The organism is Methanosarcina sp. UBA411, from assembly GCF_002495725.1.
Classification (GTDB): domain Archaea; phylum Halobacteriota; class Methanosarcinia; order Methanosarcinales; family Methanosarcinaceae; genus Methanosarcina.
The window spans coordinates 245,036-260,513 of record NZ_DAGK01000034.1; the positions used below are offsets into that span (position 1 = coordinate 245,036).

Consider the following 15,478-nt stretch of genomic DNA (forward strand, 5'->3'; position numbering starts at 1 on the left):
AACAATGATCGAGAAACTTAAACAAAGTGATGAGCTCTGGGATCTTTTTACTAAAAAAGAAGAATACAATTCGACCTTTTCTGATCAGTACGATAGGTTTCCCTATTATTTAAGCGGTCAGAGGAATATTTTTGACCCAAAAGTTTCCAGATTTCTGGTAGAAAACGGGTTACGCCCTGAATATCCAGATGGAAAAAAATTTGCGGTTTGCCTTACTCATGATATTGATGTGGCATATCCGGAGAAGCTCTACCCGATCATTGGAACTGCCAAAGCCTTTGCAAAAGGGAATTTAACAAGTGCTATAAAAGCACCTTTTTGCAGAATTAACAAGAAGTGGAACCCTTGCTGGAATTTTAGAGAAATAATGGAGCTGGAGGCAAAATATAATGCAAAATCCAGCTTTTATTTTCTGGCCTTGAGTCCTGGAGAAAAAGACTTCAATTATAAAATTGAGGATCTTGAAGCCGAACTAAAGTTTATATCTGCTCATGGGTGGGAAGTCGGGTTACATGGAGGGCACGAATCTTATGGCAGCTTGGAAGATATAATAGAAAAAAAACAGAAACTTGAAAAAGTATTAGGCAAAGAGATTATAGGGTATAGGAATCACTATTTGAGGTTTAAGGTACCGGATACATGGGAATTTTTGAGCAAAGCGAACTTTAAGTACGATACAACGTTCGGATACGCGGATTGTTCAGGTTTTAGAAATGGAATGTGCCATCCTTTCAGGCCTTACAATATAAGTACCGGAAAACAAATCGGCATCCTTGAGATTCCTCTAATAGTTATGGATCAGACTTTGCTAAGAAGCTATATGCGACTTGATGTTAAAAAGGCCTGGGAACTCATAAAAAGCCTTGTTAATAAGGTTGAGCAATATAACGGTGTAATCACTATTCTATGGCATAACAATACAGTCATTGAGGGAGAAGGCCTCAAATATTACGAAAAGTTCCTCAAATATGTCTCTGACAAAAAAGCTTGGCTTGCAAGCGGAGAGGAAATCTACAACTGGTGGTCTACTAATATTGAGTCGGGATATTGAAAAAGTACCCAATAACCTTGTCGTATTAAACTGGTAATTACCAGAAGTATTATAGATAAATCAGTATCCCTAGATAAATCAAGTATCTCTGATGGATAATAACATTATCAAACCAAGATATTAATCAATGCTGCTATTGTCTAGATTAACATACTTTTTTCCAATTTTGCAAAATGTCTTAGGCTGGGTAAGCTTATTGCTTCCGGTTTTATGAGATCTGAATTCTGTTAACTATGGCATTCTGTTAACATTCTGACCATAACTGGTATTCCATAAGAATCATAAAAGGAGCCTATGGTAAAATAGTGTTAGGTAAGGAAGGAGAACAGGAGGATTGAGGAAAGATCGTAGGATCATAATTATTAACGTATATAAAATCAGGAAACCGACAAATTTATTTCAAGAGGGCTTATTTATAAGGGGATTTAGAGTGGGAAGAGTCAGATATTCAGCATCAGCTTGAGAATATCATACCCCATAGTTACATTTTCAAAGATAAAAACAGCTTGAAACTGAAGGAATACATAGATTTCAGCTCTAAAGGAAACTTCTTTTAAGGTACCGGATATGGATGAGACAATAGCGGATGCAGCAGAAAAACGATCTGATAGCAGCAAGAAGGAAAGTTTTGCTTTTGATGTGCTGACCCTTGCAGGCGGAACAACCTTTGCTCAAATTCTTACAATTCTAGCTGCTCCTGTGTTGACCCGCCTCTATGGGCCTGAAGATTTCGGAGTCTGGACTTTATATATATCTATCACCAGCATTATTAGTGTCATTGCGTGCATGAGATACGAGTATTCCATAATGCTGCCCGAATCGGATGAAGAGGCTGTAAATTTGTTAGGTTTGAGTTTTCTGGCAGTAATTTTAGTAAGTGGTTTAACTTTTGCAACTATATGGTATTTTAAAGAACCTCTAGTTAATATTCTGAATTCTCAGCAGATAGGAGATTATTTCTGGCTTGTATCTCCATTTATTTTTGTAAATGGGTTATTTCTTGCATTAAATAACTGGAATTCAAGAACAAAACTTTTCAAAAGGCTTTCCCTTTCAAAAGTTTTCAGTTCGATCTCGAGCACTACAACACAGCTAGGCCTCGGGGTTGTGGGAAGAGTCGGAGCAGGCGGACTAATAGCTGGGAGTCTTGCTGGCCAGTCTATTGCGACATTTGCGCTTGGAGGACAAATCTGGAAAGATGATAAAAAATTAATTATGAAAAGCCTGAGCTGGAAAAAGGTATATGAAGGATTTAAGAAGTACCACAAGTTTTCACTTATAGATACCTGGGCTGCCCTTATGAACTCAGTCTCATGGCAACTTCCTGCTTTTCTTCTTTCAGCCTTTTTCACACCTACAGTAGTAGGCTTTTACTCCCTTGGGTTTCGTCTTTTGCAGTTGCCAATGAGTTTCATTGGAGGTTCGATCTCACAAGTCTTTTTCCAGAGAGCATCAAGAGCTTTCTCCGAAGGCACCCTCCCTTCTCTTGTTGAGAATGTATTCAGAATGCTTGTAATCATAGGTATGTTTCCAATACTGATCCTGACAATTGTCGGTAGCGATGTTTTTTCGGTTATTTTCGGGAACGCTTGGGCAGAAGCAGGTGTTTATACCCAGATTCTGAGTCTCTGGGCTTTTATATGGTTTATTTCATCCCCATTAACCACTATATACGTGGTAGTCGAAAAACATCACTTTGGCTTTCACTACAATTTTTTCAACCTTGTCACACGCTTTCTTTCCCTTGCAATCGGCGGTCTGCTCGGAAGCGCACGTACTGCGCTTATTCTTTTTTCAATTTCAGGAATTCTAGTATACGGGTATCTTTGTCTGAAGATGATGTCCTATTCCGGAGTAAAGATTTCAAGAGCCTTAAGAATCGTATTCTCTAACTTTATTCTTTTTGTCCCTGCAGGAATTATCCTTATTGCTCTGAAAATGGCCGAGATAAACCAAATTCTGCTTGTAGCCTTTTCCGGCGTGATTATCGGTGTTTATTACCTGTATATTTTAAAAACCGACAAACAGATCAAAAATACAATTAGAGAGTTTCGAGCCTGATAAGCTGGTTCAAAACGATAAAATCAGAAACTGAAAGTTAGGCTTCAACTCAGAGAGTCCTGAAAAAATAAGGAATAATGGAACAGTTTCATATAATTTATGCATTTTCGGTTTGCATGGCCACCTCTACAAGGGAATGCTTCACAATTCCTCTTACTGTCATATACACTCCAGCAACAGATAGAAAAACCATCAAGAATACAGGCCAGAAATAGAAAACTTCTGTTCCAAGGAGAAAGGCTTCAAGAAATTTCACACCCATATAGAAGCCGCATGTAGCTAGGGCAAAGCCAGGAACTGCATACAAGTACAGGGACTTATTGATCTCTATATCATTCACTATGGTTTTCAGGATTCCAGGAACGTAAACCGGATCTCTAAACTCATGAATATTTCCAATTTCCACTTCTTGTATGCGAAGGTTGGATTTCTCTGCTCCAGAGAGAATTTTATTTTCTATAGCTACACCTTGTGCATCAAAGTGAAAGGAACCTATTGCGGAAGCTGAGAACGCTTGAAAACCGCCCTGACAGTCAGTAATCTTGCTTAAATTTACGCTGGTGAATTTGCTCAATAGTGTCTGACCGACTCGACGATAAATTGGAGCATTCCTATCCAGGCCTTTTAAGTAGCGACTACCGTTGACAATGTCTGCGCTTCCTTTAATGATAGGATCAACGAGCCTAGAGATATCGGCAGGATCATGATGACCTTTTGAGTCCATTATAACAATAATATCAGCACTGAGATCAGTTGCGGCTTTAAACCCTGTCTTGAGAGATGCACCTTTTCCCTGTTTAGTATTGTGCATAATCACTTCAGCCCCGGCTTTTTTTGAGATCTCAGCTGTCCGATCTGAGCTGGCATCATCAACCACAATCACCTTATCAGCATAGAGCCTAGCGAGAAGGATAGTGCTTCCTATAGACACTTCTTCATTGTAGGCAGAAAGAACCACCGTGACATTTTTAGAGACTTTGCCTACAGTGCATTTACTTCTTTTAGTCATTATGGGCTCTGTACCATTTCCCATAAGTAACTGATTACCCATTCTTGATGACCCCCTGTGCATAACTCCACTCATATTTAGAGTAAATTTATGTATGGCATTCTGAAAACTATTAAATATGGAAGAAATTAGTTTTGTTCAGCATTATCACAATATCAATTTTTTAAAGTTAAATTTAGAAGATAGATATATAAATTTATTGGCAGTTAATCTTTAGAAAAATAATTTAGGAGAAATATCAAAATACAGAGACTCTGTGACATGACAGATATAAAATTATATGATTAGAATAACGAAAATTGAAAATTTACATAAAATAATCTCATATTAAAAATAAAAATAGGTTGAGAAAAAGACGAGCTTGAGAATCAATAGTATGGAAGCTCAAACTTTCATGATTTTAGTCCCGCAAACTTATGTTCTTCTTAGGAAGTTATTTAGAAGCGCTTTAAGTTTCAAAACTATAATATTCCTGGCTACTACTTGCCGCAATTTTTAGTATTGAAAATGAATGATTAAAGATATTAAAAATAGGAATATAATAAAAAACAATACAAATCAATGGAGTTATTTCGGCTGGAAGAGAAGAAAACTATCAAAAAGAATAGTATCAAAAATGTTCTTTATGTAAAATAGTTAAGCTGTCTTATTAGAAAAGTATAATTTAGAGAGATAAGAAAAAGATTCAGGAAAAGAAATAAAAAGGAAGCTACCAATAAAGAGGAAAGTACTGTATAGGATAATAGTAGAATATTGACATGGATAGAATAAAATGAGCATAAAGTGTGGAGAAATACTGAATATTCCACTCCCATGAAAAAAATAGATCGAAAGAATAAAATGCATTAGAAAAATATTTATTCGTCGAAAAGAAACTGAAAAAAGTATAATTCTCATTATAAGTTGGATGACCTGCATGACCGGAAAAAAAATTCCTTCAGATCTATTTATTATTATGGGCTTAGTGCTTCTTACAGATATTTTTGTGCTCACTCCTGGAATAAATGAAACAATATTCCGGAACATACTTGGGCTGCCTTTTGTGCTATTTCTACCAGGGTATGCTCTGATTGCAGCGCTTTTTCCTGCAAAATCGGATCTTGACGGGATTGAACGGGTGGCTCTTTCTTTCGGACTGAGTATTGCAGTTGTGCCCCTAATAGGCCTTGGTCTCAATTATACTACATGGGGTATCAAACCCCTTCCAATTCTTATAAGCCTATCAGCTTTCACTTTTATCATGTGTGGGCTTGCATATCTGAGGCGGGCAAGTCTCCCAGAAACCGAGACTTTCGAGATCTCCCTCAGGGCAGCAGCATTTTCGCTCAAAACCGAGGTCATGGGAAATTCAGAATCAAAACTTGATAGAGCTCTTACGGTCTTTCTGATTATTTCCATTCTCCTGTCTGTAGCAACCCTAGCTTATGTAGTTGTGAGTCCAAAAGAAGGAGAACATTTCACAGAATTCTATATTCTTGGACCTGAAGGAAAGGCAGACAATTATACTACAAATTACACACTCGGACAAAGTGGAACCGTAATAGTAGGAGTTGTAAACCACGAATACCGGCCCGTAAATTACACAATGGAAGTAAAGCTTGAAAATAAATCACTATTCATTCCGGAAAATGTGAAGCGTATCAGTCTTGCTCATAATGAGACCTGGGAAGAACCAGTTGTTCTTATGCCTCCTTTTGAGGGAAAGAATATGAAGCTTGAGTTTCAGCTCTATAATGAGACTGAGAAAAGTGTGCCTTATAGAGACCTTCATCTATGGATAAATGTAAATGCAACAAAACAATTGGAAATTTAAGTGTCAAAAAAGCAGCTTAAATAAATATAGCCTTTAAATCTTTAGGTTAATACCTTCTGATGCAGGTTTTTAAGCTGCATTCCCTTCAATTTAAAAACATGTATTTAAGATTTCCAGCTTATACTATACTATTCAATCATCCAGTCAGAACTTTTTTTGAAGAAGAATAAAACTTTAGTCTTTAAAAACTTGTTAATAGTCAGCTGGAAATTTATCCTTAGTATTAGCTTCCTAGCAAAAGCTAATGGGCAAAATTTAACGAATATCCAAGAAAAGAGTGGGTAAAAACTCTATTTTTATGACATTTCAAAGTTTCATGGTAGTTGAATTGTTATTGAAGCGTGAACTGTTGGAAAAAATTTATTTATTTTTAGAGTGATAATAGAGTGATAATAGTTACACTGATAAGAATGTGTAGTTATTAAAACTGATTATAAATAAAATGGATGTTTCTACGAAGTATATAGACCTAAACTCTCCCCATTGAAAAGGAGTTATTCTATGCAAAAGTCAACTAATTCTCATAAAAGGCGAAAAAAACTTAATTTCCTAACCATTGCATCACTTCCTTTTTTGGCTTTACTATCAATATTCCTTGAAGACATACTCGGTAGCAATACCAAGTCATCCACATTTCAGGAAATAGGTACAAGGAAAATGTCTTCCAAATTCCTAGAAAAAGATAAAAGTTTGAGAGTTGGCTCAACTTTATATGGGAATCTAGTGCGTTTCAAAAAACTTGGACTGCTCACGAACATCCGATATATGCTTGAAGGAGTGAGGGTAGCAGTTCTGGCCCTTTTCATATACCCACAAATTGCTTGTAGAGAGAACAAGTTTACAAAGAATTCTTTGAAGTCTCTCTATTCGCCTAAAATCTGGAAAATAGCCGGAGCTGAAGAAGGAAATCAGAAGAGCTTCCAGCTCAAGAAACGCAGACTCTTTACTGCAATACCAGTTCTGTGTATAGCCTTTGCCGAGATTTTGATGTTTTTAGAAAAAGTGGGAATAGCTATCTGGGTACATATTGGGATCTTAATAGCACTTTCTCTTTCGAATATATTCGTAAAAGACTCAGAAGTTCAGAAAATTCACCAGGCATTGATGCTCCTTCCTCTCTTAAGAATTATAAATCTTTCAATGCCTATCTTCTTTGAGACAACTCTTTATACATTTATTTTTATTTATGGCTCCCTGGCAATTCCGATGGCAGTTGTAATTATTCACCAACGTTACTCTCTTGAGCAGATAGGGATCTCCATGAAGAATATAGAAGCTTATATGATCCTTTCGATTCCTTTGAGCTTAGCTCTTGGATTTGGAGAATATCTGACAATAAGAACAGGATACTTGATTCCGGATCTTACATTCGAAAACTTGCTTAAACTAACTTTTATAATGGTTTTCTTTGTCGGCTTAGTTGAGGAGCTTACTTTCAGGTCAATCCTCCAGACAAGGATTGAACAGACACTAAGTGTTGGTGAATCGTTATTAATTACAACTCTCCTGTTTGGACTTATGCACTCAGGGTATGGAACTTTCTACGAAATATTATATACAAGTATTATAGGCCTTTTTATAGGAGTAGCCTTCTACAAAACAAAAAGTCTGCCCTTTATTGTGGTCTTGCACGGTTTTATTAATGTATTTCTTTTCGGGATCCTGCCCCACTATCTGACTGGCAGAATAGGATTTTGATACTTTATTGAATTAATTTTGTAAATTAATCTTCAAGTGAATTTAATCCTGTTTTCAATATTTTCATAGTTTAAAAGAGTTGAGCAACTGACTTTCTTGTAATTTCTCAACCTTTTTATTCTCAACTTTCTTTACCTGTAGAAACCCTGAAAAGTTGTACATATCAGAGACTAGAAATCATAAAACGGCCTAAAAAATTAAAAAATTGGAAAATAAAGGATAACAGCAGTCAATGTATACAAAAGACAAAAAATTAAAAAGAGAGTCCCGGACAGAAATCCAATATTAAATAATTTCTGAGATTTTGAACAAGACAATTCCTGCAAAAACTAAAAGTAAAGGCAAAATTACCATGTTTAACGAGCTGTTAAGAGAGTTATTCCATTTTTGGGATGCTGAAAGGACTTCTTTCAAGGAGAGAAAGCCTATAAGTCCTATGACAACTGAAGCTCCATACTGAGGAAGCCCAGCAGTTGTAACCATCGACATAGCACTTGAAGAAATAATACTTAATAATATATTAATGCCCCCATGGATAAAGGAATTTATATTGTTTATTGCAAAGTTACTGTATAAAAGAACTGCAACATATAAAAGACTTTTCTTAAGTTATATAATTCAATAGTATATTATCAACCAAATAATCAGTAAAATAGAGATTCTAAGTCATCTTAGTATTCAAGAGTGACCCACTCATACAACTATTAAAATGAGTTAAGTGATGCAAATGCTCTGGAATATAGATTGAAAATCTAGTGAAAGAAAATTAGCAATCACAAAAATAGTTATCAGGCTTTTGATACCATATATAAAATTGTCTTGAGAATTTGAGAATTCACTGGTTTTGTTAGTTAAACTATTTTAAAATTTTAAACCATATGTAAGCTTCTAATTTTGCCATAGGGACAGAAGCGATAGATAAAAATTTATAGTAAGTTATAGAAATGAGTTACAAAATGTTTTAGAAGTAGGAAATCTTAGCAAGTTTACTCTGTAAATCAATCATTATCAAATAAGCAATACATTTGTAGAAAATTAAATTAAATTTAGATTGAAAAGGGGCAACGCCAGTGCGCAAATTGACTAGTTTCCTTAAGGAAAGAAATAGACTAATTTTAATGGTCACCTCCATTTCGGTTTTGATTTTACTGCTAATTTCTCCTGTAGATGCATCCGTTAACAACTGGGAATTTTCTCCTCAGGAGCCTGTTTGTGGAGATACCATTAGTATCAAAGGAAATGCATCTCCAGAAGAGAAAGTTGATGTCTTCGTGACTTTTGAGAAAACCGTTCCTGTGTCTTCAGGAAAGTTTGAATATATTCTTGAAGATGTAAAAATCCCTGGGGGCTTTAATAATCTATTTAAAGTTGAAGCCATGGGAGTCAAAAACCTCAATGTGAGGGTAAAATTTGTCGTCTGGGCAACAAAAAGTTCAGAGGCTTCAGGAGATACCGCAACCGTATCTCAATCAAATGTTCCTCCGGGAACTTACATGATAAAGATTGACGGAGATGCTGCAGAAGGAGTTTCAGAAGTAAATCTGAAGATTACAGCTTTTCAGAGGATAGATACGGATTCGAGCGGAGTTTTCAGTTACTCTTATAACACAAAAGCTGTTCCTTCTGGAGATTTTGAGATAAAAGTTGGAGAAATAACGAAAAAGTTAACTATTCAGTCTGAGAGAGACACAGATTCAAATTCAGACTCGAGTTCGGATTTAAACCCAGACTCATCTCCCTCGAGTTCGTCTTCTAAAAAGACAAAGTATTCTCCATCTTCTGAAAACAAGTCTTCTCTTTTGCCAGACAATAAGTCTTCTCCAGAGTCAGTTGCTTCCAAAACTCTAGAAAAAGAAAATAATTCCGAAATATTAACTCCAGATAAAAATTTAGAAGAAAAGAAAACTCAGGTACATGCCTCGGAAGAAAACATCCAAAAACACAAATTTTTAGGACCATCTTTAGACAAGTTTTATTTGCTGATAGGAATGGGAGTAGGAGTTCTAATCCTAATTATATACTTAAGAAAGAAGTGAAGTGAAAGATGTCAATTCCTAGTAATAAACCTGAAAGAAATTATATTATCATAACAGTACCGGCTTAAAATATTTGGTTAATAAATGGGGGAATATATTTGAGAAATGGTCTATTAATAATTGTATTAACTTTGTTTATATTAGCTTCTGCAACCACAGTTGCCCAAGGTAATGAAAAAAGTGTTAGCCCTATTGGGAATATAAGTTTTACAGATAGAGTTGTTTATGTCCTAGATCATACAAGCAACCCGGAGGAAGGAAACTGGATTATAATGGGAAACCCACATAAAGGGACAAGAGTCCAGCTTCCCCACCCGATAAAATTCACATATAATGGTCCGAAACATGTTGAATTTGAGGGAGTTTCTGGAACCCTATATAAAGAAGAGAATAAAAGCTTCACTATAAATTACCCATCAGCTTATGCGTATAGTACCCTTCCTATTTACCTGCGCGGGGAAGAAGCAAAGATGTCTTTCTATGGAGAATCTGGCCTAAAAGGAAAGGTAGATATATTCCTTATCAAAGTGACACCAGAAACAGTGTTTGAGGTCTTTGATGCTTTCGAAGCAAAAGATATTGCAAATTTAAACAGGCTCTTTAACGGCAGTGTGGGTGAAGATTACAAAAAATATTCTGCGGTACTCGGAAAGAATGGAGATTTACTAGATTATAATTTAGGACCGCTTGATGCTGGACAGTATAATATAGTTATGGTTCAAGAAAACGAAGACGGCAGCTTGACATCCCTTTCCACAACAGCATTTATGGTTGCAGAAGATAAATTGATAGCCTCAAGTCCAAAAGTCATAGTAAAAAAGGAAAACTTGGACATAAAAGTGGGTCTTGCGAATACTTCCAATGAAAGTAAATGCACCTATGGAGCAGTACTGATCAGTAAACAGGCATACAAAGCAAAAATAGAGGTAGATACAAACGGCACAAGAAGAGGCACATCAGTAATAGTAAATGATATGGATGTTATTGATAAGTTTGGCATAAACTCTTCAAATTATAGATCAAAGCTAACTAAAAATGAGCTTCAGAAAGAAATCCAAACCCTTATAGGGGAAGAAAACGGTGCAATTGCAATAGGAGAAAAAGGCCAGAAAAGACTATCACTTACCACTCTTGATTTGTCTGAGGGTAACTATTACCTCTTTGTGGGAGCATATTGTCCTGGAAAAGGGCTTGTAGGGCTTACTCAGCTTAAAGTTATAATTGTATCAAAAGGTTCTGGAGGAGGTAATGGGTCTGGGGGAGATGGATCTGGGGATGACGATTATCCGGGAGGAGATGATGGATCGGGAGATGACGATTGTCCGGGAGGAGATGATGGATCAGGAGATGACGATTGTCCGGGAGGAGATGATGGATCTGGGGAAGACGATGGGTCTGGAGGAGATGATGGGTCTGGAGGAGATGATGGATCTGGGGAAGATGATGGATCTGGGGAAGACGATGGGTCTGGAGGAGATGATGGGTCTGGAGGAGATGATGGATCTGGGGAAGACGATGGGTCTGGAGGAGATGATGGGTCTGGAGGAGATGATGGATCAGGAGAAGACAATGGATCTGGAAGTGGCGGAAGTTCCGGAAGCCATGGTAGCTCTGGATGCAGCATCTCTCCTGAATCTACAAAAAACATCGATTCAAAAGAGCTCTGCCAGAAATCTATTTCAAGCGGCAACAGGATAAGATTTGAGTTCACAAAAAGAGCTACCTGTGTCGGATATATAGAATTTATGGCCAAGAAAACTGTTGGAAAGACAACAGCAATCGTTGAGGAACTAAAAGGAAAGTCTAGCCTGACTCCCAATGAGCCAGAAGGAGAAATTTACAAATACGTAAATATCTGGATCGGAAACAGCGGCTTTGCAAATTCAAAAAATATTGATAACGCTGTTGTGGGCTTTAAGGTTAGTAAAGAGTGGATTAATAAAAATAATATTAATATAGATTCATTTACTCTTCAACATTTCAGCGACAAAAAGTGGAACTCGCTTCCAACCACAAAAATAAACGAAGATAAAGAATATACTTACTTCGAAGCTAAATGTCCCAGTTTTTCTCCGTTTGCAATTACAGCCCAAAAAAAATCATTGACATTAGAGGAGAAAGTAGGAGATAATCAGCTACCTAATGGGGAGATAGCACAAAACGAAAAAAAGACAAATACTGAGATATCTACTTCTAAGGAGAACAAAAACCAGCTGATTCTGAAAATTGCCAGTTTATTTTTAGGGCTACTTGTAATTTTCATAATTGGTATGATTGTAATTCGAAAAAGAGGGCCTCAGCAATAAGCATTCTAAAAGATTAAAGCAGGAGATAGAAAATCTTCTGTTTTAATTATTTTTTAAAAGCATTTTGTTTAAAAATGAGATGAAAAACTGCCTCTTAAATCTACATAACAAGTGACCGTAGCTAAAAAGCAGCCTTCTTTACTCCAACACAAAAGCCTTTAAGTGGCATAAATCAGCCTTAAATCAGGCTTTTTAACCCTTCCTGCAGCTCGATCTCTCCTTTCCACCAGCCGGAGATTTTTGAGACATCAGCTTTTGAGTCCCGAACATCGCCTGCCCTTGAAGCAGCATGTACAATCCTGCTAGAGGAGCCAGTCGACTTAATAATATTCTCGGCAAGTCCCAGAACTGTCACGCTTTTACCCATAGCTACGTTAAAGACCTGACCATCCCCATGCTCAAGAGCCTTGGCGTTTGCCCTGACTACATCTTTAACATGAACAAAATCTCGGCTCTGAAGACCATCACCATAAATGACAAGATCCTTTCCCAATTTCGCCCTCTCAAGGAAAATTGGAATAACGGCTGCATATGGGGACTTTGGATCCTGGCGAGGCCCGTAAACATTGAAATAACGCAGGCAAGTAGTACGAAGTCCATAACTCTCATAAAACATCCTTGCAAGGTACTCTCCATCAAGTTTAGAAATAGCATAAGGAGAGGCTGGTTCAGGATACATATTCTCTCGTTTTGGAAGTATAGGATTATTTCCGTAGATCGCAGCTGAAGAAGCTGTCACAAATTTCTCGACCCCGGCTTTAACGCAGGCCTGCAGTACATTAAGGGTTCCAAGCGTGTTAATCTGGAAAGCTTCAGAAGGTTTTTCGCAGCTTAAAGGTACAGATACAAGGGCAGCTTCATTAAAGACATAATCCATGCCAGAAACCGCCTTTTCGACTGAGGGAAAATCACAGATATCTCCCTGAATGAACTCGATGTTTTTATACTGCGGAATATTTCTGAGAAAACCAGTGGCAAGATTATCCAGAATCCTGACAGTGTGTCCTGCTTCTGCAAAATATTCAGCTATATGGGAGCCTATGAAACCTGCTCCTCCAGTAATCAATACTTTCATGCCTGCAGAAAGGGAAAAGTACAAAATAAAATTTTCTATGCACGCCTGGGAGTTTATAACATGAGATTGAAATATTCCTGATATGTGCAAAATATGGCGCAGGCTGGATAAGATATCTTTTAAAAAAGTACAAAGGTCCTTCAAAAGAGGGAAAATTTTTCATACAAAGAGATCTTATCAATAAGGGGGAGTCTAAAAATTTGGAGATAGAGGGTATTTTTCAGAAAAATTGAGCCTGAAAAAGAAATAGATTATCTTTGAAAATAAATTTTTGAGATAGAGAATATTACAAGCAAAAATTAGATTCAAGCATAAAGGTATGTTCTACTTATTTTCCTGTAAAGAACCACCTGAAAGGATAAGCCTGACTTAAAAAGATAATATACGCAGAGCAGGTTGATGGAAGGCTTACATAGATATAAATTCAAAGAGGAGATATCATAAAATAATTTAATCAGTGATAAAATGGCCAGAAATAGACATCTTCCCGTGGACCTGCTGCTTGTTGCAGGTTTTGTGCTCATTACTAATATCTTCATACTCATACCTGTACTTAGCGACAGTTTCCTACGCACCTGTCTGGGCATTATTCTGGTGCTTTTCTTACCAGGCTACTCCCTCACTGGAGCTCTCTTCCCGGCAAAAAAAGATCTTGAAGGAGTTGAGAGAGCTGCAATCTCATTCGGATTGAGTATTGCAATAGCCCCGATAATGGGACTTGGACTGAACTATTCCACCTGGGGAATCAGGGAAATTCCTTTACTGACAGAATTTTCAATTTTTACTCTCCTGATGTGCGCAATTGCATACTACAGAAGAAGACTGCTGCCTGAGACTGAAGCCTTTGGAGTTTCACTTAAAGCATGTTACCTTAGCATGAAAGCCGAAATTCTTGAAAATCCAGAGTCGAAAACTGATAAGATTATCGCGTTTATCTTGGTCCTTTCTATTCTAGCCTCTATGGGGAGCCTCGCTTACATTATAGGAAACCCTAAAGAAGGAGAACATTTCACTGAATTTTATATTCTTGGGAATAACAGTACGATAGGAGACTATCCTACAGAGTTTGTACAGGGGGAAAAAGGAACAGTCACTGTGGGGATCATGAACCACGAGTACAGGCCAGTGGATTATACAATAGATGTAAGACTCGAAAACAAATCTCTACCGGAAAGCCAGAAAAAGATAAGCCTTGGGCATAATATGTCCTGGGAAGAACCAATTACTTTTACGCCGTCTCTTGAAGGGAAGAACATGAAGCTAGAGTTTCTACTTTTTAATGAAACTGAAAAAACAATACCTTACAGGAACCTGCATCTCTGGATTAATGTTACTGAGGAGGCCTGAAGATGGCAATTTTGAGCTTTACATCTTCAGAACTAGACGCGGGAAAGGCATCTCTGCCGGGGCTCGGGAAAGTGCTTAAAATTCAAACTGAAGAAAAAACCGGATTCCTGAAAAAGATATTATATGTAGGAATCCCGATAACTGCTATTACTCTTACCGAATTATTGATTTTTGGAGGAAGGTTGAGAGAAGCCTCAATAGCTTATACTTTGCTTTTGTTGTTGTTTTCGTATTCAATAGCAGTTATTACAAAGCCTGAGATAAGGAAAATCTACCAAGCCTTCTTGCTTCTGACAATTTTTAGATTGGTAAATTTTTCGATGCCGGTTTTCTTAGAAAAAAATCTTTATTCTTTCGTATTTATTTATGCTCCTCTGGCAATTCCAATAACTCTTGCTACCACTCATCAGAAAGTGAGATATGAGAGAAAAAGAGACACTCTGAAGAGAATATGGATCTATCTCCCCCTATCTGTTCTTGCAGGACTGGCTTTCGGCCAGGTAGAATATACACTCATAGGGACTAGAGAATTTATTCCAGACCTCTCAGCAACAAACTTGCTGATACTTATAATCATAATGGTTTTCATTGTGGGATTGATAGAAGAACTCATCTTCAGGTCAATTCTCCAGACGAGCCTAGAAGAGTTCTTGGGACCAGCTGGGGGAATTTTCTTTTCAAGCCTCCTTTTTGGAATAATGCATTCTGCATATGGCATGCCCTACGAAATGGCATATACCTTCCTTGTAGGAGGTTTTTTAGGATACTTATTTTATAGAACCCGAAGTCTTCCCCTTGTGGTAATGATTCATGGATCAATAAATGTATTCTTGTTTGGGATAATTCCACATACAGGGCCTGTACTTGGATTGATATAAAACGCTGTAAAAATTGATTTGAAAAAGTCTGTAAAAGGTAGGTATTTGATCTTAAAATAGAAGTGAGGTAAAACCTCATTTCTGAACACTTCTGTATTCCTTTCTTTCAGGGATTATTTTCTCCTGCTGCGAGAAAAACCATAGCAGATCAAGATTGCTGATTGGAATTTTGGTTGAGTACGGACTACAATTATTACTTTTGAA

At 37.1% G+C, this 15,478-nt stretch carries 11 protein-coding genes; 8 read left to right on the plus strand and 3 right to left on the minus strand.

Translation table 11 applies throughout. From position 1 onward, the window contains the following. Positions 1–4: 4 nt before the first annotated feature. Positions 5–1,051, plus strand: a complete 1,047-nt coding sequence (locus tag BP861_RS14310) for a polysaccharide deacetylase family protein (protein ID WP_292376798.1) — start codon at positions 5–7, stop codon at positions 1,049–1,051. 567 nt (positions 1,052–1,618) lie between these two features. Next, entirely contained in the window at positions 1,619–3,112 is a 1,494-nt protein-coding gene (locus tag BP861_RS14315) for a lipopolysaccharide biosynthesis protein (RefSeq protein WP_292376671.1), read from the plus strand. Positions 3,113–3,209: 97 nt separating this feature from the next. Here BP861_RS14315 and BP861_RS14320 read toward each other — a convergent pair whose 3' ends face one another. Then, positions 3,210–4,163 (minus strand): glycosyltransferase family 2 protein, encoded by a 954-nt coding sequence (locus BP861_RS14320; RefSeq protein WP_292376672.1) that lies wholly within the window; start codon positions 4,161–4,163, stop codon positions 3,210–3,212. Between the two features lie 874 nt (positions 4,164–5,037). Between BP861_RS14320 and BP861_RS14325 the strand changes: the two genes are divergently transcribed. Then, complete coding sequence (locus tag BP861_RS14325) at positions 5,038–5,934, plus strand: DUF1616 domain-containing protein (protein ID WP_292376674.1); 897 nt, start codon at positions 5,038–5,040, stop codon at positions 5,932–5,934. A gap of 573 nt (positions 5,935–6,507) precedes the next feature. Next, positions 6,508–7,632, plus strand: a complete 1,125-nt coding sequence (locus BP861_RS14330; RefSeq protein WP_292376676.1) for a CPBP family intramembrane glutamic endopeptidase — start codon at positions 6,508–6,510, stop codon at positions 7,630–7,632. Positions 7,633–7,917: 285 nt separating this feature from the next. On the opposite strand, the gene BP861_RS14335 is transcribed toward BP861_RS14330, so the two are convergent. Continuing rightward, positions 7,918–8,121, minus strand: coding sequence for a hypothetical protein (locus BP861_RS14335; RefSeq protein ID WP_292376678.1), 204 nt, complete (start codon positions 8,119–8,121; stop codon positions 7,918–7,920). A 581-nt stretch (positions 8,122–8,702) separates the two neighbouring features. On the opposite strand from BP861_RS14335, the gene BP861_RS14340 reads away from it, so the two are divergent. Both BP861_RS14340 and BP861_RS14345 read left to right on the plus strand, forming a co-directional pair. Further along, positions 8,703–9,668, plus strand: coding sequence for a hypothetical protein (locus BP861_RS14340; protein ID WP_292376680.1), 966 nt, complete (start codon positions 8,703–8,705; stop codon positions 9,666–9,668). Between the two features lie 98 nt (positions 9,669–9,766). Further along, entirely contained in the window at positions 9,767–11,974 is a 2,208-nt protein-coding gene (locus BP861_RS14345) for a TIGR04279 domain-containing protein (RefSeq protein WP_292376682.1), read from the plus strand. Between the two features lie 178 nt (positions 11,975–12,152). On the opposite strand, the gene BP861_RS14350 is transcribed toward BP861_RS14345, so the two are convergent. Next, complete coding sequence (locus BP861_RS14350; protein WP_292376685.1) at positions 12,153–13,049, minus strand: SDR family NAD(P)-dependent oxidoreductase; 897 nt, start codon at positions 13,047–13,049, stop codon at positions 12,153–12,155. A 465-nt stretch (positions 13,050–13,514) separates the two neighbouring features. Between BP861_RS14350 and BP861_RS14355 the strand changes: the two genes are divergently transcribed. After that, the gene (locus tag BP861_RS14355; protein WP_292376686.1) at positions 13,515–14,396 is read left to right on the plus strand and encodes a DUF1616 domain-containing protein; all 882 of its coding nucleotides are present in this window, start codon (positions 13,515–13,517) and stop codon (positions 14,394–14,396) included. 2 nt (positions 14,397–14,398) lie between these two features. Further along, positions 14,399–15,274 carry a CPBP family intramembrane glutamic endopeptidase gene (locus tag BP861_RS14360; RefSeq protein WP_292376688.1) on the plus strand — a complete coding sequence of 292 codons (876 nt, stop codon included), beginning with the start codon at positions 14,399–14,401 and terminating at the stop codon, positions 15,272–15,274. Positions 15,275–15,478 lie beyond the last annotated feature (204 nt).

What these genes read in the sequence shown, in the direction of transcription:
- BP861_RS14310 (WP_292376798.1), top strand. Translation starts at nt 5, where the DNA reads ATGATCGAGAAACTTAAACAAAGTGATGAGCTCTGGGATCTTTTTACT.
- BP861_RS14315 (WP_292376671.1), top strand. Translation starts at nt 1,619, where the DNA reads ATGGATGAGACAATAGCGGATGCAGCAGAAAAACGATCTGATAGCAGC.
- BP861_RS14320 (WP_292376672.1), bottom strand. Translation starts at nt 4,163, where the DNA reads ATGGGTAATCAGTTACTTATGGGAAATGGTACAGAGCCCATAATGACT.
- BP861_RS14325 (WP_292376674.1), top strand. Translation starts at nt 5,038, where the DNA reads ATGACCGGAAAAAAAATTCCTTCAGATCTATTTATTATTATGGGCTTA.
- BP861_RS14335 (WP_292376678.1), bottom strand. Translation starts at nt 8,121, where the DNA reads ATGTCGATGGTTACAACTGCTGGGCTTCCTCAGTATGGAGCTTCAGTT.
- BP861_RS14350 (WP_292376685.1), bottom strand. Translation starts at nt 13,049, where the DNA reads ATGAAAGTATTGATTACTGGAGGAGCAGGTTTCATAGGCTCCCATATA.
- BP861_RS14355 (WP_292376686.1), top strand. Translation starts at nt 13,515, where the DNA reads ATGGCCAGAAATAGACATCTTCCCGTGGACCTGCTGCTTGTTGCAGGT.
- BP861_RS14360 (WP_292376688.1), top strand. Translation starts at nt 14,399, where the DNA reads ATGGCAATTTTGAGCTTTACATCTTCAGAACTAGACGCGGGAAAGGCA.